At 67.4% G+C, this 24,926-nt stretch carries 24 protein-coding genes; 15 read left to right on the top strand and 9 right to left on the bottom strand.

Annotated elements, in window-relative coordinates; genetic code table 11:
• Positions 1–58: 58 nt before the first annotated feature.
• The 3 genes from P0204_RS09785 to P0204_RS09775 are packed head-to-tail and all read right to left on the bottom strand — an operon-like array spanning position 59 to position 3,229.
• Positions 59–649, bottom strand: coding sequence for a dolichol kinase (locus tag P0204_RS09785; protein WP_276178666.1), 591 nt, complete (start codon positions 647–649; stop codon positions 59–61).
• Between the two features lies 1 nt (position 650).
• Positions 651–2,387 carry a glycine--tRNA ligase gene (glyS, locus tag P0204_RS09780; protein ID WP_276178664.1) on the bottom strand — a complete coding sequence of 579 codons (1,737 nt, stop codon included), beginning with the start codon at positions 2,385–2,387 and terminating at the stop codon, positions 651–653.
• Positions 2,384–3,229 (bottom strand): CBS domain-containing protein, encoded by an 846-nt coding sequence (locus tag P0204_RS09775; RefSeq protein WP_276178662.1) that lies wholly within the window; start codon positions 3,227–3,229, stop codon positions 2,384–2,386. Before P0204_RS09775 ends, glyS begins: the two co-directional genes overlap by 4 nt.
• Positions 3,230–3,673: 444 nt before the next feature.
• Between P0204_RS09775 and P0204_RS09770 the strand changes: the two genes are divergently transcribed.
• A complete protein-coding gene (locus tag P0204_RS09770) occupies positions 3,674–3,841 on the top strand; it encodes a DUF7556 family protein (RefSeq protein ID WP_276178660.1) in 168 nt (55 codons plus the stop codon).
• A 52-nt stretch (positions 3,842–3,893) separates the two neighbouring features.
• Here P0204_RS09770 and P0204_RS09765 read toward each other — a convergent pair whose 3' ends face one another.
• On the bottom strand, positions 3,894–4,754 hold the full coding sequence (locus P0204_RS09765) for an HFX_2341 family transcriptional regulator domain-containing protein (protein WP_276178658.1): 861 nt from the start codon (positions 4,752–4,754) through the stop codon (positions 3,894–3,896).
• 133 nt (positions 4,755–4,887) lie between these two features.
• Here P0204_RS09765 and P0204_RS09760 point away from each other — a divergent pair, with 133 nt between their 5' ends.
• Together P0204_RS09760 and serA are read left to right on the top strand one after the other, a co-directional pair.
• Positions 4,888–5,466 (top strand): hypothetical protein, encoded by a 579-nt coding sequence (locus tag P0204_RS09760; RefSeq protein WP_276178656.1) that lies wholly within the window; start codon positions 4,888–4,890, stop codon positions 5,464–5,466.
• 86 nt (positions 5,467–5,552) lie between these two features.
• Positions 5,553–7,139, top strand: coding sequence for a phosphoglycerate dehydrogenase (serA, locus tag P0204_RS09755; RefSeq protein ID WP_276178654.1), 1,587 nt, complete (start codon positions 5,553–5,555; stop codon positions 7,137–7,139).
• A gap of 27 nt (positions 7,140–7,166) precedes the next feature.
• Here the strand turns inward: serA and P0204_RS09750 are convergent, their stop codons facing one another.
• From P0204_RS09750 to P0204_RS09730, 5 genes are all read right to left on the bottom strand, one after another.
• Positions 7,167–7,352 carry a hypothetical protein gene (locus tag P0204_RS09750; RefSeq protein ID WP_276178652.1) on the bottom strand — a complete coding sequence of 62 codons (186 nt, stop codon included), beginning with the start codon at positions 7,350–7,352 and terminating at the stop codon, positions 7,167–7,169.
• A 58-nt stretch (positions 7,353–7,410) separates the two neighbouring features.
• Positions 7,411–11,568, bottom strand: coding sequence for a DNA-directed DNA polymerase II large subunit (locus tag P0204_RS09745; protein ID WP_276178650.1), 4,158 nt, complete (start codon positions 11,566–11,568; stop codon positions 7,411–7,413).
• 1 nt (position 11,569) lies between these two features.
• Positions 11,570–11,992 (bottom strand): PPC domain-containing DNA-binding protein, encoded by a 423-nt coding sequence (locus tag P0204_RS09740; protein ID WP_276178648.1) that lies wholly within the window; start codon positions 11,990–11,992, stop codon positions 11,570–11,572.
• Positions 11,993–12,084: 92 nt separating this feature from the next.
• Positions 12,085–12,594 carry a 2'-5' RNA ligase family protein gene (locus tag P0204_RS09735; RefSeq protein ID WP_276178645.1) on the bottom strand — a complete coding sequence of 170 codons (510 nt, stop codon included), beginning with the start codon at positions 12,592–12,594 and terminating at the stop codon, positions 12,085–12,087.
• A 42-nt stretch (positions 12,595–12,636) separates the two neighbouring features.
• Positions 12,637–12,819: a DUF7554 family protein gene (locus P0204_RS09730; protein ID WP_276178643.1), complete on the bottom strand. Its 183-nt coding sequence runs from the start codon at positions 12,817–12,819 to the stop codon at positions 12,637–12,639.
• Between the two features lie 322 nt (positions 12,820–13,141).
• On the opposite strand from P0204_RS09730, the gene P0204_RS09725 reads away from it, so the two are divergent.
• From P0204_RS09725 to thrC, 12 genes are all read left to right on the top strand, one after another.
• Positions 13,142–14,440 carry an argininosuccinate synthase gene (locus tag P0204_RS09725; protein WP_276178641.1) on the top strand — a complete coding sequence of 433 codons (1,299 nt, stop codon included), beginning with the start codon at positions 13,142–13,144 and terminating at the stop codon, positions 14,438–14,440.
• A 4-nt stretch (positions 14,441–14,444) separates the two neighbouring features.
• Complete coding sequence (gene argH / locus P0204_RS09720) at positions 14,445–15,956, top strand: argininosuccinate lyase (RefSeq protein WP_276178639.1); 1,512 nt, start codon at positions 14,445–14,447, stop codon at positions 15,954–15,956.
• A gap of 161 nt (positions 15,957–16,117) precedes the next feature.
• Positions 16,118–16,282: a lysine biosynthesis protein LysW gene (lysW, locus tag P0204_RS09715; protein WP_276178637.1), complete on the top strand. Its 165-nt coding sequence runs from the start codon at positions 16,118–16,120 to the stop codon at positions 16,280–16,282.
• Between the two features lie 79 nt (positions 16,283–16,361).
• Positions 16,362–17,279: a lysine biosynthesis protein LysX gene (gene lysX / locus P0204_RS09710; protein WP_276178635.1), complete on the top strand. Its 918-nt coding sequence runs from the start codon at positions 16,362–16,364 to the stop codon at positions 17,277–17,279.
• Entirely contained in the window at positions 17,276–18,313 is a 1,038-nt protein-coding gene (gene argC / locus P0204_RS09705) for an N-acetyl-gamma-glutamyl-phosphate reductase (RefSeq protein WP_276178633.1), read from the top strand. The genes lysX and argC overlap by 4 nt, the downstream gene beginning before the upstream one ends.
• An 18-nt stretch (positions 18,314–18,331) precedes the next feature.
• Complete coding sequence (locus P0204_RS09700) at positions 18,332–19,177, top strand: acetylglutamate/acetylaminoadipate kinase (RefSeq protein WP_276178631.1); 846 nt, start codon at positions 18,332–18,334, stop codon at positions 19,175–19,177.
• A gap of 58 nt (positions 19,178–19,235) precedes the next feature.
• Complete coding sequence (locus tag P0204_RS09695) at positions 19,236–20,363, top strand: aspartate aminotransferase family protein (protein ID WP_276178629.1); 1,128 nt, start codon at positions 19,236–19,238, stop codon at positions 20,361–20,363.
• The gene (locus tag P0204_RS09690) at positions 20,360–21,415 is read left to right on the top strand and encodes a [LysW]-lysine hydrolase (RefSeq protein WP_276178627.1); all 1,056 of its coding nucleotides are present in this window, start codon (positions 20,360–20,362) and stop codon (positions 21,413–21,415) included. The genes P0204_RS09695 and P0204_RS09690 overlap by 4 nt, the downstream gene beginning before the upstream one ends.
• Before the next feature lie 2 nt (positions 21,416–21,417).
• Complete coding sequence (gene argF, locus P0204_RS09685; protein ID WP_276178625.1) at positions 21,418–22,302, top strand: ornithine carbamoyltransferase; 885 nt, start codon at positions 21,418–21,420, stop codon at positions 22,300–22,302.
• Positions 22,303–22,780: 478 nt separating this feature from the next.
• A complete protein-coding gene (locus P0204_RS09680; RefSeq protein ID WP_276178623.1) occupies positions 22,781–23,017 on the top strand; it encodes a DUF8001 family protein in 237 nt (78 codons plus the stop codon).
• 69 nt (positions 23,018–23,086) lie between these two features.
• A complete protein-coding gene (locus P0204_RS09675) occupies positions 23,087–23,473 on the top strand; it encodes a helix-turn-helix domain-containing protein (protein ID WP_276178621.1) in 387 nt (128 codons plus the stop codon).
• 51 nt (positions 23,474–23,524) lie between these two features.
• Complete coding sequence (gene thrC / locus P0204_RS09670; protein ID WP_276178619.1) at positions 23,525–24,907, top strand: threonine synthase; 1,383 nt, start codon at positions 23,525–23,527, stop codon at positions 24,905–24,907.
• The last annotated feature ends 19 nt before the right edge of the window (positions 24,908–24,926 follow it).

Here is a 24,926-nt window from a genome sequence, read left to right as displayed (position 1 = left end):
GCGGTTAAGGGTTCAGGTACCGCGGTGAAAGTGAACGGGGAGACGACGGTCCCGGCAGCTACACCGGGAGGAGGGCCACGCCGACCCACATCGCGGCCGCGCCCAGCACCGGGATCGAGAAGTTGTCGTCGACGACGTAGCCGGCGATCGTCGGTTTGACCCCGTCGGCGAACGTCGCGGCAGCGCCGCCCAGTACTGCCGCCGCTGGCGGGACGAACGGGGAAGCGAGCAGCGTACAGACGCCGAACATCACGAGCAGGACCCAGGTCTGCTTGACCGCGCTCGCGCTGGCAGAGCCCAGGAGTCCGCTGATCGGGTCACCGATCGCGAGCATCAACATCGCCGGCACGGCGACGCTCGTGGTCATCCCGCCGATCCCGACGGCGAAGGCGACCAGGGCCATCCCGACGATGTACAGCGCGTACCCCGCAGGGTTGTCCTGTTCGTACTCGCGGGTGAGGCGGTCGTAGATGGCCCAGTCCAGGCCGACAGAGAGCCGCAGGTACTCCAGGACGACGACGACGAGTAGACAGCACGCCAGGAACCACTGGACGACCCGCCACGTGACGAGATCGGGGACCAGCAGGTGACAGAGCGGAACCGCCGACCCGGTGGCGTGGACCAGACGCCTGGCGACCTCGTCGGCCATCTTACAACGCGTCGAAACTCGCCTCGCCCTGGCTCAGCGCGACGAGGTGGTCGGTCAGGCTATCGATCGGAACCCGTTTCTGCTCGGTGGTGTCCCGCTCCCGGAGCGTGACCGTCCCTTCTTCGATCGATTCGTAGTCGACTGTCACACAGTAGGGGGTCCCGATCTCGTCCTGCCGGCGGTAGCGCCGGCCGATGGCACCGGCGTCGTCGTAGGTGACCGACAGGCCGGCACTCCGGAGGTCGCCGGCGATCTCGCTGGCGAGGTCGTCCATCCCGTCTTTGTCCATCAACGGGAAGACGCCGACGGTCGTCGGGGCCTGTTCGGCGGGGAGATCGAGGTAGGTCCGCTCTTCGCCGTCGACCTCGTCCCTGCTGTAGGCGTGGGCCAGCACCGTATAGACGAGTCGGCCGACGCCGAAGGAGGGTTCGACGACGTGGGGACGGACGTGTTCGCCGCTCTCGGTGATCTCCTCGACGCTGAAGCCGGTCTTTGCGACCGGGACTGTGTACTCCTCGCCGTCGGTTTCGACGGTGACCTCGTCGCCGTCGAAGGCGTCCGGATCACGCTCGGCGAGTGCCGCCAGTTCATCGGCGACCTGCTGGGCGGCGCCACCGAACTCCGGGCCGAGGTAGCTCATGTCCGGATCGACCGTCGGCCGCTCGACGGTGACCGGCTCGTCGTACTGCTTGAAGACGGTGTAGTCCTCGCCGGAGTGGTCGGCGTGTTTGTCGAGGTCGTAGCTGCCCCGGTAGGCGAAACCGGTGATCTCGATCCAGTCGCCGTCGACCTCGGCCTCGGCGTCCCAGCAATCGGATGCGTAGTGTGCCAGCTCCCCGGGCAGGTGCTGGCGGAACCGGAACCGGTCCATGTCGACGCCGATCCGTTCGTACCACTCCTTCGCGACGCCGAGATAGTAGGCGACCCAGTCGCTGGCGACGACGCCCTCGTCGACGGCCTCCCGGACGGTCAGGTCCCGCTGGCCGCCGTCCTCGGCTTGTTGGGCCGCCGCCGAGTACAGCGGCAGTTCCACGTCCGCAACTACCGACAGCGGTGGCTCGTCCTCCTCGGGATCGACGAAGTGTTCCAGTTCGGCCTGCGTGAACTCACGGACGCGGACGAGCGATTTCCGCGGAGAGATCTCGTTGCGGTAGGCCTTCCCGATCTGGGCGACGCCGAAGGGCAACTGGTTGCGGGCGTACTCCGAGAGCTGTGGGAACTCGACGAAGATGCCCTGTGCGGTCTCCGGGCGCAGATAGCCCGGCGAGGAACTCCCCGGGCCGATGTTCGTCTCGAACATCAGGTTGAAGTTCTCGACGGGTTCGCCGGCCAGGGCGGCCCCACAGGAGGGACACTCGATGTCGTGGTCGGCGATGAGGTCCATGATCTCCTCGTTGGGGAGGGACTCGGCCTCCTCGATGTCGGTGGCGTCCTCGACGACGTGGTCGGCCCGGTGGGTCGCGCCACACTCCGCACACTCGACGATCATGTCGTCGAAGCCGTCGAGGTGGCCCGACGCCTCGAAGACGGGTTCGGGCATCACGTCTGGGGCCGAGATCTCCTGGTGGCCCTCGCGGACGACGAAGCGGTCCCGCCAGGCGTCCTCGATGTTGTCTTTCAGCGCAGCGCCCTGTGGTCCGTAGGTCCAGAAGCCGGCGGCGCCGCCGTAGGAGCCGGCCGCGGGAAAGTAGAACCCGCGGCGTTTGGCCAGTTCGGTCAGACGCTCGCCCTCGTTCATAGGCCCTCCAGGAGGTCCACGTCCCGGACGATGCCCGCGAGTTCGTCGCCGGCGACGAGCGGGATCTGCTCGATGTCGTGTTCGATCATCAGCTGGGCCGCCTCCTCGGCCGTGCGGCGCTTGCTGACGGTGACGACGTCGGGGGTCATGAACTCCCGGACTGGTTCGGCCGGGATCTCGACGTTCCGGGTCGGCATGTAGCGGCCCCCGACGGCCTTGATCCCTTCCCAGGCCCACTCGTCGTCCTGGTTGGCGATCGAGTCGCCGGTGTCGTCCTCGCCTTCGACGACGCGGGCGACCTCGATGATGTCGACCTCGGTGAGCATCCCGGTCATGTCGCCGTGGTCGTCGAGGACGACGCCGTAGGGCACGTCGGCGTAGGAGAGTTCCCGCTCGGCGACCGTCAGCGGGGTTTCGACGTAGACACTGTTGACGTCCGCGCGGGCGAGGTCGCCGACGGTGGCGCTCCCGTCGACGTCTCCGTTGGCGATAGCGCGGATCACGTCGGTCATCGTGACGATCCCCTCCAGACCGTCACCGACGACCGGAACGCGGCGCTCGCCTTCCGTGAGCATCAACCGGGCTGCCGCCTGGAGGGTGGCGTCGGCGGTGATCGTCGGGACTTCCTCGACGAGCATCGCGAGCTGGTCTTCGTCGGGTCGATCGATGAGCGCCTCCCGGGTGACGAGTCCCCGGAACTCCTCCCCATCGTCGGTCGGTTTGATGACTGGAACCGAGGAGAAGCCTCGGTCTTGGAGGTACTCGAGGACGTCGTCACGGGTGCCCGGAATCTCCACCGTGACGACCTCCGAGCGCGGCGTCATCGCGTCTGCAACGTTCATACTGCCAGAACTTCCTGCCCGCACCTACTAAGTCCTTAACATCCGCCGGTTTTCCCCGCACGTCCGCCGGTCACCAGCGCCGCTGTGGCCGGCGCCGCGGTCGCCGGTCGTTCTCGTTTCCCCTCGTGGATCGTGTGGCGGGCACCCCGTCCACGCTCGGACCCCCCTCCTCCCGTTGCCGACGACGATGCTGTCGACGCTTCCGGTGACTGGGTCCGACAGCATCCTGACACTAACGAATGGACGATGGAACTCGGGTAAGGGAGGCGTTCTCACTCCGCGCCGGCCGACTATCCCTGAAACCCGCAGGGAGTACCGACGATCCGAGTATCCCTCCCGGTAGTGATACAAAACGAACATATGTCAGACAGAGGGATGACAGAAATACCGCCACCGTCCGTGGATTCCGCTATGTTTATATACTGGTGTTACATATTGTCATGCATGGAGCCGGACACGGTTGCCCCAGTGGAAGTTGCTGAGGACGCAGAAGTCATGGCTTCCGTCGAGGAAGGCACGACGGACACGCTCGTCATCGCGGATGTCTCGCAGGACGACGCCTATATGACACTTCCACTGGTAGACGCCGCGTCCCTTCCCGAGTGGCGGTAGCTCGGGCACACGCTGCTTCGATCGTCTTTCGGGGCGCTCGATCCAAGAGCCGTCAGTGGGTCTGGACCCACAGCCGCCCCATCTTCGTGAGTCTCGTCTCGTAGCTTCCGCCCACATCGACCCGTCGGAGGAACCCCTTCGCTTCCAGTTGACGGACGTTGTACTGGACCTTGCTCCGGAGTGACTCGTCGGCGTCCTCGCCGCGTCGGGTGGCCAGTTCCCGGGCGAGCGCCGACGTCGACTCCGTCGGGCCGGACTCACCGAGCACTCCGACCAGTTCCCGTTCGAACTCACGGAGTTCCGCCAGCGGAGCCGGGGGCAACTCGACGTAGCGCTGCCCGTCGATCTCGCGGGCGCCGGTGGTGACGCCCCGCTCCCGGACCGTCTCCAGCAGGTCTTCGATCTCGGCGATGCGGTCGTCTGTATCGCCGCCGTCCCTGAGGAAGGACAGTTCCGTCTCCAGTTCCCGCAGGAGGCTGGTCGTCAGATACGCCTCCGGGGGAACGTAGTAGACGTGGACCTGGTCGCGCAACTCGGGGCGTTCGTTGACCAGGGTGTTCGCCGCCGTCGCGAACCCGAACGAGACCGTTCTGGGCATCGAGGAGATGTTGATCCAGACATCGTTCTCGGGAACCCGCTCCCGGAGTGCCCGGTATGCGGTCTTGTACGCGTTCTCGTAGTCGTGGACGCTGTCGATGAAGGCCGTCTCGACGTCGGCGCCCAGCACCCGCTCGAAGGTGTACTCCAAGCGATGGAACATCCGCTCGGCGAGATCGGCGACCTCCCGGTCGTCGCTGTGGCGTCGCGCCCGGTAGAGGACGACGGCGTCGGCCGACAGTTCCCCCTGGGTGATGGGCAAAAACAGTCGCTCGACGTCGATCCCGACCGGGATCAGATGGATCGTCTCGCTCACTGGTCGAGTGCTGTGACCCCGCCCTGAAAGCGTTTCCTCATCTCCCGGTCCCGATCCCTGTGTACAAACAAATTTACACACAACAGCACTACGGTCCACAAATTTTAACCAGAACTACCCCGTTCTCACAGCCATGACTCCGACCCCTCGCTCGGAACCCCACGCGGCCGTGATGAACACGGTCAGCGGACGGGAGTTCAGACCGTTCGATCCACAGCCCGAGGATATCGCACTCGCCGACATCGCGCACGGCCTCTCGAACATCTGCCGGTGTTCGGGACAGACTCGGGAGTTCTACAGCGTCGGCCTCCACTCGCTGTACGTGAGCCGCGAACTGGCTGCGAGCGATGAGTCCGCCCGTATCCAGTTGTACGGCCTACTCCACGATGCCCCCGAGGCGTACGTCTCGGACCTCGTCTCTCCGGTCAAGCGCCACCTGGAGCGGTACCGAGAGATCGAAGGGGCGATCCTCGAGGCCGTCTGGACGGCCTTCGACCTCCCCGCGCCGACCGACGAGGTCTGGGAGCGAGTCCACGAAGCGGACGTACGGTTGCGCCGCTACGAGTTCGATACCTTGCTCCCGGAAGTCGTCGACGGTGAACCGCCGGACCGCTCCTACGACCTCGCGGCCGACAGCCATCGTGACGTCGCCGCGACCTTCGAGTCCCGGGCACGGGATCTGGTCGCCCGGACAGACGCCGAACTACCCTGACCTCCCGGGGCGACCGCGGTCGGATACGCGAGTACGCGCGCGACGAGAAAACAAGCGTTATTGCCCCCGGGGAAATCCACTCCGACATGAAGGTACTCGTCACGGACCCGATCGACGACGCTGGCCTCGAACGACTCCGCGAGGCCGGCCACGAGGTCGAGACAGCCTACGACGTCGAGGGCGACGCGCTGCTGGAAGCGGTCGCGGACGCGAACGCGCTGATCGTCCGCTCCGGCACCGAGGTCACCGAGGAGGTCTTCGCCGCAGCGCCCGACCTGATCATCGTCGGTCGCGCCGGCATCGGCGTTGACAACATCGATATCGACGCTGCTACCGACCACGGGGTCATCGTCGCGAACGCGCCCGACGGCAACGTCCGGGCCGCCGCCGAACACTCGGTCGCGATGGCGTTCGCTACCGCCCGGTCGATCCCGCAGGCCCACGACCGCCTCAAGAACGGCGAGTGGGCCAAAAGCGAGTTCCTGGGGACCGAACTCAACAACAAGACTCTGGGTGTCGTCGGCTTCGGCCGCGTCGGCCAGGAGGTCGCCAAACGCCTCGGCGGACTGGGGATGGACATCGTCACGTTCGACCCCTACATCAGCCAGGAGCGGGCCGACCAGTTCGGCGCCGAACTCGTCGACGAACTCGAAACGTGTCTGGAGGCCGCGGACTTCGTGACCATCCACACGCCGCTGACCCCCGAGACCGAGAACATGATCGGCGAGGGGGAACTGGAACGCATCGGGGAAGGCTACGTCGTCAACTGTGCTCGCGGTGGCATCATCGACGAACCGGAACTGGCCGAGGCCGTCGCGGACGGCCCGCTCAAGGGCGCAGCACTGGACGTCTTCGGCGAGGAACCGCTGTCGGCCGACAGCCCGCTGCTCGACGTCGAGGACATCATCGTCACCCCGCACCTGGGTGCTTCGACCGAGGCGGCCCAGGAGAACGTTGCGACCTCGACGGCCGACCAGGTCGTCGCCGCGTTCAACGAGGAACCGGTCGCCAACGCACTGAACGCCCCCTCGATCGACGAGACGACGTTCAAGCAAGTCCGGCCGTACCTCGACCTGGCCGACACCGCCGGCCGCATCGCCGTCCAGCTGTTCGACGGCCACATGTCCGAGGTTCGGGTCACCTACGCCGGTGACATCGCCGACCAGGACGTCGAGTACGTCACCGCCTCCGCACTGAAAGGCGTCTTCGCTCCGTCGGAACTCCAGGTCAACGCCGTCAACGCACCCCAGATCGCCGAGGAACGGGGCATCAACGTCACCGAATCCAAGACCAGCTCGGCCGAGGACTACCAGAGTCTGCTCACCGTCACCGTCTCGGACGGCGAGAACTCCGTCTCCGTCTGTGGGACCCAGTTCGCCGGCGAGGAGTCCCGGATCGTCCGTATCGACGATCACCGCATCGAGGCGGTCCCCCACGGGCACATGCTCGTCGTCCGTAACCGCGACGAACCCGGGACCATCGGCTTCATCGGGAGCGTGCTGGGTGGGGCCGACATCAACATCGCCGGCATGTTCAACGGTCGCGAGACCATCGGCGGCGAGGCCCTCTCCGTCTACAACCTGGACGAGAAGCCAACCGCCGAGGTGTTCGACCGACTGGAGGGCGACGACCGCATCATCGAGACGACTTACGTCGCGCTGGGCGACGAGTAAGGGGCGTTCCTGGGATTCTTTCGCCGTCTACCGCTCCTCCAACAGGCGCTCGTACCGGTCGACGACGGCCTGGCGCTGGCGCCGTTCGGCCTCGACGGTCGACTCTAGTTGCGCGATCCGCCGGTGCAGCAGGGCGATCTCCAGTTCGTACCGGGCGTTCGGCGCGGCGTCGGCGACGGTGGGCGTCGCCACTGCCGTGTCACGTGCTTCCATACCTCGGTTCTGGATGTCGACGGGCAAAAACACCCGTCGGACGGCCGTCACGCGAGCGTCACATGAAGTCGGCGATGCCAGACTGCTTGTTGTGATCGTTCTCGAAGACGGACTCGATCGACCGTTCGAGGATCCGCAACCGCTGTTTCGTGTAATCCCGGGCACCGAACTCCTCGGCGACCCGGATCGCGGTGTCGATGTACTTGTTGACCGACCCCTCGTGGACCGTGAGATTGACGCGGCCGCCACACTCCCGGCAGTCCCCGGTCAGGGGAACCCGCCGGAACGACTCCCCGCAGTCCAGACAGCGGGTCTCCTGTCGGGAGAACGCCCGCAGGTTCCCGATGAGATCGGGCAGGAAGTGGTACTCGATGATGCGCTCGGCGACGTCGCTCTCGACGACGGCCCGGAGTTTCCGCGAGATCTCCAGTTGGGCGTCCATCTTGTCCTCCATCGACCCCAGCGTCTTGTACGCCGAGAGGTCCGGCCCGGCGGCGATGTCGGTGGTGTCGTGAGTGTGCCGGAAGCCGGTGTACTCCCGGTCGGTCCCCAGCGTCTCCTCGGCGATGGTCATGATCTCCTCGACCTCCTCGGGGGGTGTCAGCTCCCGGGTGGCCTCGTAGAACTCGCGGGGATACGACTCCATGATGTCCATGTTGTGGGCCTCGTCGTCGATCTCGCTGGGGTCGATCCGGGAGGACATCACCAGGGGGGCGTCCATCCTGCCGCCCCGCTGGTTCGGGAGGTACTTCCGCGAGAAGTTCAGCAGGCCGTCCATCAACAGCATCACGCAGTCTTCGTCGCCGTCACACTGCGAGGTGTAGACGCCCTCGACGGCGAGACGGTGCGTATCGGCGACCGTGAGACAGTAGACGTGTTCGACGTCGCTCCCGACGTAGCTCACGTCGGTCACGGTGTCGGTCGGGACAGTGCTCCCGCCGTCGGCCGCTGCGGTCTCCCCAGTCCCGGCCATCGTCGTCTCGCCGCCGTCGTAGGCCGGCAGTTCGTCGCCGGCCTCGATCTCCGACGCGCGGACCTCCTCGATTCCGTCCCACCCGGTCCGGAGCATCGTGTGGTCCGGCGTCACCCGGAGCGTCCGCTCGCCGACCTCGATGCGGACGAGGTGGTCCGGGGCGGGGTGTTTCGAGACGGCCTCGACCTGCTTGCGACAGGGACCGTCCGGCCCCAGCGACGGGACCACCAGATCGGTCTCGACCTCGGAGACGAGCGTTCCGAACTCGTCCTCGCGGGGGTCAGTGAGGTGTCGCTCGACGAGGTCGGCGATGGACCCGTACGACCAATCGCCGCCCTCGCCGTGCCACAGGCGCGTCTCCGGGTGGAAGCAGTTCCGGCGCTTGGCGGCGTGGAAGTACGGGTGCGCGTAGCCGACCGCCGCCGAGGTGAAGCCGACCACGCGGCCCACCGTCGCCGCGCTTGTGTGTGGTGCCATCCCGAAGACCAGTTCCCCGACGAGGTCCTCGCGGTCGTCGAACTCGTAGTACCGCTCCAGGCCGTAGTACTGCTCCAGGAGGTCGTCGACGAACCGGGCGGTCTTGAGCATGTGCTCGGCAGCGCCGTCAGAGAGAACGATGTCCTGGACTTTCAGTTCGACAAGCTGGTCGTCGTGGGTCAGCGGGTCGCCGTGGATGTCCGTCTCGTAGCCCAGCGCCCGCAGGCGGTCGGCCTCGACGTCCAGTTCGGCGGGCCGGACCGCGGTCACCGGCAGGTCGGTCATGTCGTAGCGGACGGTGCCGTCCTTGAACGCCGAGACGTCGTGTTTCGCCCGGAGGATCCCTTTCTCCATCGGCTCGGGTAGTTTCTCCGCGGAGGTGAGTCCCTTGACGGCTTTCAGCGTCTCGAAGGCCGTCTCGCGCTCCCCGACCGATTCGAGCGCGTCACGGTAGGTCGCCTGGAGGTCGAGTTCGGTGTACTGGGTCGGCGAGGCGAGCGTCTCACACCGGGAACACTCCGCGCGGCCGGACTCGTCGGGCTCGACCTCGGCCTCGCAGTCGGGGCAGACGTACACCGTCTCGGCGACGGTGTCACAGTCCGGACAGCGGGCCTTGTGGGTCTCGGTTCCACAGGCGGGACAGCGCCGCCGGGCGACTTCGACCTCGACGCGGCCCGGCGTCTCGCTCATCGAGTCGGCGTGTTTCGTCGCCTTGGCCACGTCCCGCTGGGCGCCGCCAGCCTCGCCGATGGGCGAGAGAGTGTGGACCGCCGGCGAGAGGTCCCGCCGCTCGGACTTCTCCGGGCGACCCATCCGGTTACCGACGCGGGTCGGTGCCCGTTCCCGGACCTCGAAGGGAGCGACCTCGTTGACCGCCTCGACGGCGTTCGCCCCCTCGTCGAGGGTCTCGTCGGCGGCGCCGATGGCCTCGACGGACTCGCCGGTTCCGTAGCGCCGGGCGTGTTCCGAGAGGTCGTCGAGCGTCCAGTCACGCTCCAGCGAGCGCGAAAAGCCGAGCGTCCGGACAAGCGGGAGCCAGTCGGAGACGACGAGCCTGTCGGACTCCTGTGTGTGCTCGACGAGCAGGTGCTCCAGTGCGGTCCGGACGGTGTCGGTCCGCGGGAGGACGAGGTCGCCGTCGGCCGCCCGCACCCCGTCTTCGAGGACGGCGCCGTCGGTCTGTGCGACCTGTCCGTCCTCGATCGCGTCGGCCAGTGCCCCCATCTCGTCGACGCTCACGTCGTGCCAGAGGTAGGTGTAGGCCGGATGTAGCGGCGCGTCGTACTCCGTGGCCCAACGCAGCGCCTGGTCGGCGGTCGGGTCGGCGAGGTCGACCGTCGGGTCGTCCCGCATCGCCTGGACGTCCGCCCCCGCCGCGTCGAGGTCCTGCTCCCACCACTCGACGGTGTAGGAGGCCGGCGCGAGCGGGTGGTTGTTCTCGACGAACTCGCCGTAGTTGACCAGATACTCGCCCAGATCGAGGATCTTCTCGACGCCGTTTCGGACCGCCAGTGCCTCCTCGGCGTCGTCGATGCGGCGAACGTCGCCGTTGGCCAGGCGGACGGTCGGCCCCTCGATGGTGTCGACGGGGACGACCCCGGCGGCTTTCCCCGGCCGCTCGGTCTTGATCTGTGTCCCCGTCGCCAGGAAGTCGTCGACCAGGTGCATCGTCGCCGGGTGGACGCCGGCGGTCGCGAACCCGTGGTTGCGTGCCCGTCCGTACCGCAGCCGGAAGCCGCCGGGTTTGGAGGGATGGGAGAAGACCGGTCGGCCGGCGATGAGGTCCCGGAGGTACTTCGTGGCTGGGTCGACACGGGGTGGCCCGGCCGGTTCGTCGGCTCCCTCGCCCTCGTCCGTGTCGGCTCCCTCGCCCTCGTCCGCGTCGTCGCTCCCGTCGTCCGAGGTCTCTGCCTGGTCGTCGTCCGCTCCGATGGTCCCGTCGATGAGGTCCTGGAGCCACGGCCAGTCGACCTCGTCGAGATTACGGGTGTACCGTTGGATCTTCGGGGCCTTCAGCGCGATTCCCTCCGCGAGCACCAGACACATCCCGCCCCGCGGGGAGTTCGAGTCGACCCGTTCGAGGTCCCGGTAGCCCGAGACCTCCTCGTCGCCGGTGGCTTCCCCGTCGAGCATGATCGGCATGTGTTCGGCGATGAACTTCGTCTCCTTCTCCTTGGGCGAGTACTGGAGGCCGGTGTCCTTGTCGTAGAGGTCGATCTCCTCGGCGTAGCGACCGACCTCGTCGTCGCGGGCCTTGTACTGGTCGATGTCCAGCAGCGCGCGGGCGTAGTCGGCGACCAGCACCGACAGCGCTTGGGCGGTCCCGCCGGCCGAGCGGATCGGCCCGGCGTAGTAGACGTTGATGAACTCCGTCCCGTCGTCGTTCTCCAGCAGTTCGACGCGGTCGATCCCCTCGATCGGGGCGGCGACGACGCCCTCGGTCAGCAGGGCGACGGCGGTCCGGACCGCGCCCTCGACTTTCCCCTCGCGGGTGTCGTAGTCGCCGACGGTCCCCTCGACGAAATCCTCGACGAGTTCCAGGGCGGCCTCCTCGCGGGACATCTCCCCCTCCAGTTCGCGGACCCGCTCGGCGACCCCGTCGATGCCGAGGATGTTCTCGACCCGGTCGGCCATGTCCCTGGCGGTCGGGATCTCGACCTCGGGTTTCGGGTCACCGCCGCGCTCGCGGGCGCGCTCGGCGACGGCCATCGCCCGGTCGAGTTCGTCCTCCAGGGTTTCGAAGTACTGTTCGTCTGCCTCCCGCATCTCAGAGCTCCCAGAGGTCGAGGTCGGTCGGCTCGTCGTGGGCGCGTTCGAGGTGGGTGTCGAACGCCCGGACGTACAGTTCGCCGGCGAAGACGGTCGCGCTGTTGAGGTGGCCCGCAAGCGCCGTCCCGTCCGGCCGCGAGAGGACCGCGTGGGTGTGGGCGAACCGCTCCCCGTCGAGGTGCGATACGTTGCCCATACAGGCGGCCATCTCCAGGGGCTCGGGGAAGGTGACCGCGTCGTACTCCTGGCGCTGTTGGTCGTAGAACCAGATCTCGGCGTCCTGCACCGCTCCCAGTCCGTAGAAGAAGCCGGCGTCGATCGCTCGCTCGTCGGCGAAGGACTCGATCTCCTCCCGCCAGTCCGCGCCGTGGTCCAGTCGGCAGACGTACTCGGACGTGCTGTCGACTTCCCGGTAATCCATACCAGAACGGGAGGGCAGGCGACGGCAAAAACGTTGTCACCACAGCCCGGGACCGTGGATCACGCGACGGCGATGTCGGCGCGGACGCCGTCTCAGGCCGGCAGCGACACCGTCCTCGCGGACTGGCCCCGCTCGGCGTCGTAGAACGTCACGCTGTCGACGGTCCACTCGACGGGGTCGACGGCGCGTTCGGTCAGCCGGCGGGCGGCTGCGGCGTCGCCGCCGCGGGCGATCGTCACGTGTGGGACGTAGTCCGACCCTTCGACGCCCTCGACCGGCTCGAACCGCTCGCAGAGCCGTTCGTGGAGCGCGACCAGCCCGGGGCTCTCGACGGCGAGGTAGACGACGGGCGAGGGGCCGGTCGCGGCCGTCTCGAACTGTTCGACGCCGGTGATCCGGGCCTCGAACGCCGGGTGCCCGCGCAGGGCCTCGCGTGCCCGACTCTCCAGGCGGGCGTAGGCGCTGTGGTCGCCCTCGCCGAGGCGCTTGGCGACCAGCGTGTGTTCGCCCCGCGGCCGGGCTCGTGCTGTCGGCAGGTCCCGGGCTAGTCTCCCGGCCAGCGAGGTGACCGCCGACGGGAGCGTGACGTTGAGACTGTACACACCGTGGGGGAACGGCCCGAGTCGCTAAAACTGCGTGGTCCCCTACCGCTGCTTGTAGAGCCACAACACCGCCAGCGCGAGGACGGCCAGCCCGACCAGCGGCTGGAGCGGCCCGAGCAGCCAGCCCAAAAGACCCAGTATCTCTTCGACGATCGCCAGCCCGACCCAGACCACCAGCAGGACGAGCAGGAGCTGCAACAGGGTGTCGATATCGGGGAGGCGCATACGTGGTGGTTCCGGAGCCCGGACAAACGTCTTGTGGCCGCTGGGACGGCGGTGCTTCGACACGTGCCAACCCCTCACGCACTGGGGCGGACACGGAAGCTATTAGTACCAGACTTACAGTACCGTTACGTACATGACTCGGACCGCCACCGCTGGAACGCTCGTGGGCACCAGCGACGGGTCCGACGCTTTCTCCCAGCGACGACGACGGGGCCGTCTCTAGGCCCACTACTACTTCCACTCACACGGTTCGTCTCGTCGCAGATTCCCGCCGTCGACTGTCCGGCCGGTACCCGAACTCGACAGTCACACTATCAAACCAATGCCAGAAGGAAACGGAACCGTCGCGCTCGCCTTCTCCGGTGGGCTCGACACGACAGTCTGTGTATCGCTGCTGAAAGAGGAGTACGGCTACGACGAGGTCATCGGCGTCACCGTCGACGTCGGCCAGCCCGACTACGAGTTCGAGGAGGCCGAGGAGACCGCCGAGGCGCTGGGCGTCGAGCAGTACGTCGTCGACGCCCGCGAGGAGTTCGCCGACCTCTGTCTCCAGGCGGTCAAAGCAAACGCCGACTACCAGGGCTACCCGCTGGGCACCGCGCTCGCCCGCCCGGTCATCGCGAAAGCCATCCTCTCGGTCGCCGAGGAAGAGGGCTGTGACGGCATCGCCCACGGCTGTACCGGGAAGGGCAACGACCAACTGCGCTTCGAGGCCATCTGGCGCGACTCGGACCTGGAGGTCATCGCACCGGTCCGCGAACTCGGTCTGACCCGCGAGTGGGAAAACGAGTACGCACAGGAGAAGGGCCTGCCCGTCGAGGGCGGTGACGGCGGTCGCTACTCCATCGACACGAACCTCTGGAGCCGCTCGATCGAGGGCTCGGAGCTGGAAGACCCCTCGACGATCCCGGACGACGACATCTACAAGTGGACCGACAACCCCTCGGGCAAGGAGTCGGAACTCGTCGAGGTCAGCTTCGAGGAGGGGGTCCCGGTCGCCGTCGACGGCGAGGACCTGGGCTCGGTCGAACTCATCGAACAGCTCAACGAGCAAGCCGGTGCCCACGGCATCGGCCGCACGGACATGATGGAAGACCGCATGCTCGGGCTGAAGGTCCGCGAGAACTACGAACACCCCGCGGCGACGGTGCTGCTGACGGCCCACGACGCTCTGGAGGGGCTCGTCCTGACCCAGGAGGAACGCCAGTTCAAGGCTCAGGTCGACCAGGAGTGGTCCCAGAAGGCCTACCAGGGGCTCGTCGACGCGCCCCTGACCGGCGCGCTGGAGGCGTTCATCGAGGACACCAACGAACGCGCCACCGGGACCGTCACGGTGAAACTCGAAGGCGGGCACTGCCGCCCGGTCTCCCGTGAGTCGGAGTACGCCGTCTACAGCGAGTCCGCGGCCTCGTTCAACGAGGAGGACGTCACCGGCGGCATCACCCAGCAGGACGCGACCGGCGTCGCGAAGTACCACGGCTTCCAGTCGCGCCTGGCCAACAGGATCCTCGAAGACGCCAGGAAAGGCGCAACCGTAGCCGACGGGGGCAGCGGGACCGACGACGGGGAAGCCTCGACGCACGCGAACGGCGACGCCGTTAGCGACGGTTCGGAGGACTAGCCCGATGAGCGAGGAGGAGCGCGAGACCGGAGCGGCCTCGGGGAACGCGGACGGCGCCGACGAGGAGACGGTCGTCCGCCGCGACCGCTTCGCGGGCGGCCCCGCCCGGTCGTTCCTCTCCTCGCTTTCCGACGACGAGCGCATCTTCCCGGCCGACCTGGCTGTCGACCGCGCACACGTCGTGATGCTGACCGAACGGGGGATCGTCGACCGCGACACCGCCGGCGAGATCCTCTCGGCACTGGCGGAGATCGAATCGGCCGGCCACGCCGCTCTCCCCGACGGCGAGGACGTCCACGAGGCTATCGAGAGCGCGGTCATCGACCGCGTCGGTCCCGAAGGCGGGAAGATGCACACCGCCCGCTCGCGCAACGACGAGGTGGCGGCCTGCATCCGCTACCGGTTGCGCGAGGATCTGCTGGAACTGCTCTCGGCGGTCGTGGGTGCCCGCGAGCAACTGCTCGCCGTCGCCCGCGACCACGACGAGACGGTGATGCCGGGCTATACGCACCTCCAGCCCGCCCAGCCGACGACGGTCGCCCACTGGGTGTTGTCCTACGAACAGGCGCTCCAGCGCGACACCGGACGGTTGCTCGACGCATACGCACGCGTGAACCAAAATCCACTGGGGGCCGCAGCCTTCGCCGGGACGCCCTTCGACGTCGACCGTGACCGGACGGCGGCACTGCTCGGGTTCGAGGGCGTCGTGGAGAACTCGATGGACGCCGCCTCGGCGCGGGACTTCCTCGTCGAGGTGACCGGCGCGGTCGCGGGGCTGGCGACGACGCTCTCACAGTTGGCCGAAGATATCGTCGTGATGGCGAGCAAGGATCACGTCGAACTCGACGACGACTACGCCTCGACGAGTTCGATCATGCCCCAGAAGAAGAACCCCGACACGCTGGAACTGGTCCGGGGCCGCACCGGCGACGCCGTCGCGGGACTGAACGGCCTGTTGACCAACCTCAAGGGCCAGCCGCGTGCGTACAACCGCGACCTCCAGCGGGCCGGCCGGCACGCCTGGGACGCTATCGACAGCGTGACCGAGAGCGTCGAGGTCGCCGCGGGCGCCGTCGCGACGGCCGAGTGGCCCGCCGATCGGCTGGAAGCCGCCGCGACCGAGGGCTTCGCGACGGCGACGGGCGTCGCGGACCTGCTGGCGATGGCCGGGGTCCCGTTCCGGACCGCCCACGAGATCGTCGCCGAGGCCGCGGCCGGTCTCGATCCCGACGAGGACGCCCCGGACTACGACGCCATCGCGGCCGTCGCCGAAGACGTACTCGACGCGCCGCTGTCGGAGTACGTCGACCGCACGGCCGTCGAATCGGCCCTCGATCCGACGGAAAGCGTCGGGATGCGGGACTCCCGTGGGGGGCCAGCCCCGTCGGCAATCGCCGGCCAGCTCTCGACCGCCGAGGAGCAACTTGCCGTCGACACCGAGGCAGTCGGCGACCACCGGACGACAGTCGAACAGGCGACCGATCGCCTGCTGACGGAGGTCGAACGATATGCCTGAACGACGACCCCCGGCAGGGGAAATTATACCATAATTCTGATATAGGTATCAGTCACGTCGCGTATCACCGACCGAAACACCGTTAGCGCGTAGTGCAGTTACTATTTTTTGCTGACAGGTTCGAAGTGTTTAAGTGGGTCGCTGTCCGAGAGTGAGCTACAATGGCAGACTGCATCGAGTGTGGGGCGGAGGTCTCCCTGCACGACAACCTCGAAGTCGGAGAGATCGTCGACTGTGCTACCTGTGGTGCCGAGCTCGAAGTCATCGATACGGAGCCGGTCGAACTCGACAGCGCACCCGAACTCGAAGAGGACTGGGGCGAGTGATGACCGAGGCGGCGTGGCCCCCTGTCCCGTTCGCGACGCCGGCCGACGCCGCGAGCCGCGAACACACCGAGGACACACGATGAAGGTCGGACTCCTCTACTCGCGTATCCGCCGCGACGAGAAGCTCTTGCTGTCGGAACTGCGCGAGCGCGACCACGAAATCGAGAAGATCGACGTCCGCAAGCAGCGGTTCAACATCAGCGAGGCCCCCGAGGCCTTCGATGACCTGGATATCGTCGTCGACCGCTGTCTGGCGACCTCACGTAGCGTCTACGCGACGAAGTTCGTCGAGGCCTACGACGTCCCGGTCGTCAACGGTCCCGACGTGGCTGAGGTCTGTGCGGACAAGGTCAAGAACAGTCTGGCGCTCGTCGAGGCCGGCGTCCCGACGCCGAACACGGACGTGGCCTTCACCAAGGACGCCGCGCTGGAGTCCATCGAGGAGTTCGGCTATCCGTGCGTGCTCAAGCCCGTCGTGGGTTCGTGGGGCCGCCTGATGGCCAAGATCGACTCCCGGTCGGCCGCCGAGGCGATCCTCGAACACAAGGAGACGCTGGGTCACTACGAACACAAGATCTTCTACGTCCAGGAGTTCGTCGACAAGCCCGGCCGTGACATCCGCGTGTTGGCCGTCGACGGTGACCCGATCGCCGCGATGGTCCGCTCGTCGGACCACTGGCTCACTAACGCCGCCAAGGGCGCCGAGACCGACACCTTCGAACTGGACGACCGCGCGCTCGAACTCGTCGAGCAGGCCAGCGACGCCGTCGGCGGCGGACTGCTCGGGATCGACCTGATGGAGGTGGGGGTGTCACAAACCGACACCCAGGACGCGAGCGGCGACGAGCCGAGAGAACCCGAGGATTACACCGTCCACGAGGTCAACCACACCGTCGAGTTCAAGGCGCTGAACGAGGTCAGCGACGTCGACGTGCCTTCGGAGGTCGTCGACTGGCTGGAAACCAAAGCCCAGCAGGGCTCGGAGGTGACGGCATGAGCTACACGGCGAGTGTCGTCGGTGGCTCCGGCTTCACCGGCGGGGAACTGCTCCGTCTGCTCGACGGCCATCCCGAGTTCGAACTGACACAGGCGACCAGTCGCTCGAAGGAGAACAAGACGATCGGTCACCAGCACCCGAACCTCCGGCACTCGGAGCTGCGCTTCTCCTCGCCGGAGGAGTTGGCGTCGGTCGACGTGCTGTTCGCGGCGACGCCACACGGCGTCTCGATGGAACAGATCGACCGGTTCCAGGACGCGGCCGATACGGTCGTCGACCTCTCGGCGGACTTCCGGCTGGAGACGGAAGCGCAGTACGAGGAGTGGTACGACGGGCACACGCGCCCGGAACTGCTCGCCGACAGCGAGTACGCGCTGCCGGAACTCAACCGCGAGAACCTCGCGGGCGCGGACCTGATCGCCTCGGGTGGCTGTAACGCCACCGCGACGATCCTGGGCCTGCTCCCGCTGTTCGAGCACGGCGTGCTCTCGGGCGACGAGCGGATCGTCGTCGACGTGAAGGTCGGCTCCAGCGAGGGCGGTGCCGGCGGCGGCGAGGCGTCCTCACATCCCGAGCGCAGCGGCGTCGTCCGCCCGTACGCGCCCACCGGGCACCGCCACGAGGCCGAGATCCAGCAGTTCCTCGGCGTCGACGTCTCCTTTACGGTCCACGCGGTGGAGATGACCCGCGGCGCGAGCGCGACCTGCCACGTCTTCCCGGACGGCCCCGTCTCGAAGGGGGACCTCTGGGGGGCCTACCGGGGCAGCTACGAGGACGAACCGTTCGTCGAACTCGTCGCCGGCGGTGGCGGCGTCTACCGCTACCCGGAACCGAAGGCCGTCGCGGGCACCAACCGCGCGGAGGTCGGCTTCGAACTCGACCCCGGCAACAAGCGCCTGGTTGTGTTCTCGGCCATCGACAACATGATGAAGGGATCGGCCGGCCAGGCCGTCCACGCCGCGAACGTCGCGCTCGGCATCGAGGAGACGGCGGGCCTGGAGTTCCAGGGACTCCACCCCGTCGGCGCACCGTAACACCTGGAGTGATTTTCCATGACTGTCGTTATCAAAGTCGGTGGCGCTCGCGCGGTCGACCCCGCTGGAGCGCTCGCCGACGTCGCAACACTCGTTTCGGACGGAGAGCAGGTCGTCGTCGTCCACGGCGGCTCGACGAAGGTCGACGAGACGCTCGAACGACTCGGCATCGAGCCCGAGTACGTCGAGACGCCAAGCGGCGTCGTCGGCCGGTTCACGGACGAGGCCACGATGGAGGTCTTCGAGATGGCGTTCGGTCACCTCAACACCCAACTGGTCGCTGGCCTCCAGAGCGAGGGCGTCGACGCCGTCGGGCTCAACGGCGTGGACGGGAAACTCCTCTACGGCCCCCGAAAATCGGCGGTCCGGGTCGTCGAGGACGGGAGGAAGAAGATCAAGCGCGGCGACCACTCCGGGACGATCAAGCGGGTCAACGGCGACCTGCTGGAATCACTCCTTTCGGACGACTACACGCCGGTGGCCGCGCCGCCGATGGCCGGCGATGATGACGGTGACGTGATCCCCGTCAACACCGACGCCGACCGCTCGGCGGCCGCCATCGCCGCCGAACTCGACGCGACGCTCGTCCTGCTCACGGACGTCGCGGGCATCTACGAGGACCCGGACGACCCCGAGACGCTGATCGACTCCGTCGAGACCGGCGCGGAGTGGGCGGCACTGGAGGACGCCGCCGAGGGGTTCATGGGCCGGAAAGTGATGGCCGCCGAGGAGGCCCTGGCCGGGGGCGCCCCCGAAGTCGTGGTCGCCGACGCCAACGCCGACGAACCGACCTCATCTGCCCTCGAAGGAAGCGGCACACACCTCCACGCGAGCGCACTTTCAGACACTGAGGAGCAACAATGACTTCCGAGACACGCACGACGGGTTTCGACAGCACGGCTCTCACCGGAGGTGAGACGCTGTGACCGGATTCGTCTTCAACGAGAAACCGATCCAGATCGAACGCGGTGACGGCGCCTACGTCTACGACGACGACGGGACGGAGTACCTCGATATGGGCGCCTCCTACGCCTGTGTCCCGCTGGGACACGGGCACGAGGCGGTCCACGAGGCCGTCACCGAGCAGTTCGAGAAACTGACCTACGTCCAGGCGTCGTACCCCAACGCCCAGCGGACGGCGCTGTACGAACTGCTGGCCGACACCGCGCCCGACCCGATCGACAAGACCTGGCTCTGTAACTCCGGGACCGAGGCCAACGAAGCGGCACTGAAGTTCGCTCGCTCGGCCACCGGCGACTCGAAGATCGTCGCCACGATGCAGGGCTTCCACGGCCGCACGATGGGGTCGCTGGCCACGACCTGGAAGAACAAGTACAAGAAACCCTACGAGCCCCTGATGGGCGACGTGGAGTTCGTCCCCTACGACGACGCCGAGGCGCTCGACGAGGCCGTCGACGAGGACACCGCGGCGTTCATCGTCGAACCGGTCCAGGGAGAAGGTGGGATCAATCCCGCCTCGACCGACTACCTCGACGCGGCCCGCGAGATCACCGCGGACGCGGGCGCGGCGCTGACCTTCGACGAGGTCCAGACCGGGATGGGCCGGACCGGCGCGCTGTGGAACTCCCAGCGGGCCGCCGTCACGCCCGACATGATCACCTCGGCGAAGGGCCTGGGCAACGGCTTCCCGATCGGTGCGACGCTCTGTCGGGACTGGATCGCCGAGGACTACGGCTCCCACGCCTCGACGTTCTCGGGCGGCCCGGTCATCTCCGCGGCCGCCGGCGCGACCGTCTCGACGCTGATCGAGGACTCCGTGCCGGGCAACGCGGCGGTGATGGGCGAGTACCTCCAGACAGAACTGGAGGCGGCCATCGGCGACGAGGTCCGGGAGATCCGCGGCGAGGGCCTGATGATCGGCGTCGAGGTCGGCCGCGGGGCCAACAAGGCGCTGAAACAGTTGGCCCTGCACCACCAGGTGCTCGCGCTGCCGGCCGGCCGCACCGTCGTCCGCCTGCTCCCGCCCCTGACCATCGACGAGGACCACGCCGACGAAGTCGTCGAGGCCATGGCGGAGGTGATCGGATGAGCGAAGCGGCCACGCGCGAGGTCGACACCGAGGCCCGGGAACTGCTGGAAGCGGTCGTCCGTACTCCGTCGGTCTCCCGGAACGAGGAGGAGGCCGCCCAGCGACTCGTCGAGTTCTTCGAAGCCCACGACCGCGAGGTCTGGATCGACGACGTCGGCAACGTCCGCGCGCCGGCCGACGACGGCGTCCTGCTGACCTCACACATCGATACGGTGCCCGGCGATATCCCGGTCCGCGTCGAGGAATCGAGCGAGGGTGACGTCCTCTGGGGCCGAGGGAGCGTCGACGCGAAGGGACCGCTCTGTGCGATGGCTGTCACGGCCGTCCGGACCGGGGCCTCCTTCGCCGGCGTCGTCATGGAGGAAGTCGACTCCACGGGCGGCCGGCACCTCGTCGACGACCGCGACGCCGCGCCCGACGCCGTCGTCAACGGCGAACCCTCCGGCTGGGAGGGGATCACGCTGGGCTACCGCGGCCTGCTCGGCGGGACCTACGTCGCAACCAGCGAGTCCGGCCACTCCTCGCGCCCGGAGAACAACGCCATCCAAGACGCGATGGACTGGTGGTCGGCCGTCGAAGACGAGTTCGCCAAAGACGAGTGGCACCCGGTCTTCGAGCGGGTCACCTGCAAGCCCGTCGACTTCGACGGTGGCATCTCCACGGACGGCCTCTCGGTCGAGGCGACCATGCAGGTCCAGTTGCGCGTCCCGCCCGAATACGCCACCGACGAGATCCGCGAGATCGCCGACGGCTACCTGGAAAACGGCACCGTCAACTGGGACGACTGGGTCGAACCGGTGATGGAGAGTCCCCGGACCAGCGTCGCCCGGGCGTTCCGGGCCGCGATCCGGGACCACGGCGGCGAACCCCACCTCCTGCGCAAGACCGGCACCAGCGACATGAACATCTACGCCCAGGCCTGGGACTGTCCGATGGTCACCTACGGGCCGGGGGACTCGGACCTCGATCACGCGCCAAACGAACACCTCCACCTCACGGAGTACGACCGCTCGGTCGCCGTCCTCGAAGACGTGACCGAACGCCTGCTGTAACCATGCCCACGCACCTGCTCGACGTCGACGACCTGACGACCGAGGAACTGACCGCGGTGCTCGACCGCGCCGCCGAGATCAAAGCCGACGGGGCCGACAGCCCCCTCGACCAGCAGACGCTGGGGATGATCTTCGAGAAACCGTCGACACGGACCCGCGTCTCCTTCGAGACCGGGATGACCCAACTGGGCGGTCACGCCGTCTTCCTCGGCCCGGACGACATCCACCTGGGCCACGGCGAACCGGTCAAAGACACCTCCCGGGCGCTCTCGCGCTACGTCGACTTCGTGATGGCCCGCGTCTTCGATCACGCGGACGTCGAGGAACTGGCCGCGTACGCCGACGTGCCGGTGATCAACGCGTTGACCGACGAGGCCCACCCCTGCCAGACGCTGGCGGACCTGCTGACGATCCGCGAGCAGTTCGGCGACTTCGACGTCTCTGTCGCCTGGGTCGGCGACGGCAACAACGTCTGCCAGTCGTTCGTCCTGGGCGCGGCCATGACCGGGATCGACCTCACCGTCGCCACCCCCGAGGGGTACGAGGTCGACGACGACGTGCTGGAGCGTGCCGCCGACTTCGACAACGCCCCCGAGACGACCCACGACCCGGGGGCGGCCGTCGCCGACGCCGACCTCGTCTACACCGACGTCTTCGTCAGCATGGGCCAGGAAGACCGCCGCGAGGCGAAACTCGCCGACTTCGAGGGGTTCCAGGTCACGGCGGACCTGCTTGGCGACCGCCCGCTCATGCACTGTCTGCCCGCCCACCGCGGCGAGGAGGTCACCGACGAGGTCGTCGAGTCGGACAACGCAATCGTCTGGGACCAGGCGGAGAACCGGCTCCACGCTCAGAAGGGGCTGTTGGTGTGGTTGGCCGACCAGTAGCGGTCTGTTTCCCCACGTTCGGTAGAGCGAAGCTCTACCGCAGCCCATCAGAAATCTCCGATTTCTGAGGACGTTTTTGCACCACGAGGGGGCGTAGTTCCACCCGAAACGCTGCCCTTTTCGATACGTTCGTGAACCGTTGACAATCTATCTCGGCGTGGGGAGGCGACTACCTCCACCTGAAACACCACCCTTTTTCCTCGGGATGTGAACGTTCCCCATCCGATATCTGGCCAGTGAAGCGCTGGATCGACCGATCTCCAGCTGAAACGACACCCTTTTCGATACGTTCGTGAACTGTTGGCACAGCAACCGATCGTCAGCGGCGGAGCGCAACGGTCGCCCCGGGCGTCGGTTTCACCCGGTCGTGGCGTCCGGGGCCGTTCCCTATCGCTGCGCGTGTCCGATACGCCTCTCCCCCTGGCTGTTTCCGTCCCGGAGCCAACACTGATAGGGGAGACGGGTGAACGGTCCGACGATGGCCCCACTCGTGGTCGAGGCCGGCGAGTACACCGTCGAGGAACTCCTCGATACTCTCGAAGACGGGCGCCGTGTCGTCGTCCGGACGGAGTTTCTGGGTTCCGCGCACGAGGTGACGCTACGATACGACGACGTCTGGTACTGTGATACGCCGACCCGACTCCACAAACACGAGAGCCGGGCGGAGATGCGGACCTGTCTGGAGCGACAGGGCTACGCACAGCCGACCCGGTAACACTTCGTTCACCGGGTGACCTCCGGGTAACGACCTCGTTTATGCGTCTCGCGGTGGTACGGCCCACACATGGCAGTCAATTCCTCCAGGAACCAGTTCCGCGAGTTGATGGTCGACGACGAACCGACTCTCGAAGAGGTGATGGCCTGCGTCTTCGGGGTCCAGGAACACGAGGTCCGGACCTATCGGGCGCTGCGTTCGGCTCCCGACAGTACCGTCGAGGAACTCGCTTCCGACCTCGACCGGGACCGGTCGAACGTCAACCGCTCGCTGTCGACGCTCCGGGAGAAAGGGCTCGCGAGCCGCGAACGACGGCTGCTCGACAGCGGCGGCCACATCTACCAGTACACCGCGACGCCGTTGCCCGAGGCACGCGAACTGATGCACGAGACCTTGGAGCAGTGGACGGCGGCCGTCCACGACCGGATCGACGAGTTCGAGGCCGGCGCGGAGTAACACAGCGGTCAACCGTCCGACTTTTGCCTGCCGGGGTCCTGCGCTTGCACAATGGCCGATCTGCAACTCACCGACCACGTTCCCCGGGAAGCCGACGACGGCGTCTGGCTCGCGTGTATCGAGTGTGGCGAGTCGTTCGCTCCTTTCGACACCGTCCGCTACACCTGTGACGACTGTGACGGGCTGTTAGAGGTCCGCTACGCTGACCTCCCGACCTGGGAGGATTTCGAAGACGAAGGGCGCGGCGTCTGGCGCTACCACGAGACGCTCCCCTTCGAGGAGGGCGTCACTCTGCCGGAGGGCGACACGCAACTGCACACCGCCCCCCGACTGCGAGACGACATCGGCGTCGCCAACCTCCGGATCAAACACGAGGGGATGAACCCCACCGGCTCGTTCAAGGACCGCGGGATGACCGTCGGGGTCCGGGTCGCCCAGGAGGTCGGCGTCGACCGACTGGCCTGTGCCTCGACGGGTAACACGTCGGCGGCGCTGGCCGCCTACGGCGCCCGTGCCGGGCTGGAGACGCTCGTCCTGTTGCCAGCGGGGAAGGTCGCGGCCGGCAAGATCGCACAGGCCGCGCTCCACGACGCGCGTATCCTCGAGGTCGACGGCAACTTCGACCAGTGTCTCGACATCGTCCAGGACCTGGCCGCCCGTGGGGAGGTCTACCTCCTGAACTCGCTGAACCCCTTCCGCCTGGAGGGTCAGAAGACCATCGGCCTGGAGATCATGGAGGAACACTACGCGGACCACGGCGAGTACCCCGACCGGATCGTCCTCCCCGTGGGCAACGCCGGCAACACCGCGGCGCTGTACAAGTGCTTCCGCGAACTCGTCAAGGCCGGCGCTATCACCGAGGACCAGGTCCCGAAACTCACCGGCGTCCAGGCCGAAGGGGCGGCCCCGATGGTCGAGGCCATCCAGGAAGGCAATGACGAGACCCGTCGCTGGGACGAGGTCGAGACGATCGCGACGGCCATCCGCATCGGTAACCCGGTCAACGCACCGAAGGCGCTGCCCGGCATCCGTGAGACCGGCGGTACCGCCGTCGCCGTCTCCGACGAGCAGATCACCGCGGCCCAGCGAGACGTCGCCCGCCAGGGTATCGGCGTCGAACCCGCGTCGGCCGCGTCGGTCGCCGGCCTGCGGAAACTCCGCCGCCAGGGCGAGATCGACGCCGACGAGTCGGTCGTCTGCCTGACCACCGGCCACCTGCTCAAAGACCCCGACGCCGCCGCCGAGGCCGGCAGAAAGCCTGAACCGGTGCCCAACGACACCGACGCCATCTTGGAACACATCGACGATCGGTCGTCGGTCGTCGAGACGGTCCGGCGACAGGCGTCGAAGGCCGCCGACTCGCCGCTGATCCCGCTGGTCGCCGGCGGCCTCGGCGCCGCGTACCTCTACCGGAAGCTCCGCTCGAAGAAGTAACGCTGGCAGAGCGGCCGAC

This window comes from Haloarcula halophila, assembly GCF_029278565.1.
Classification (GTDB): domain Archaea; phylum Halobacteriota; class Halobacteria; order Halobacteriales; family Haloarculaceae; genus Haloarcula; species Haloarcula halophila.
Note: the sequence above shows the minus strand (reverse complement) of the source record. Positions and strands in the feature narration are given on the sequence as shown.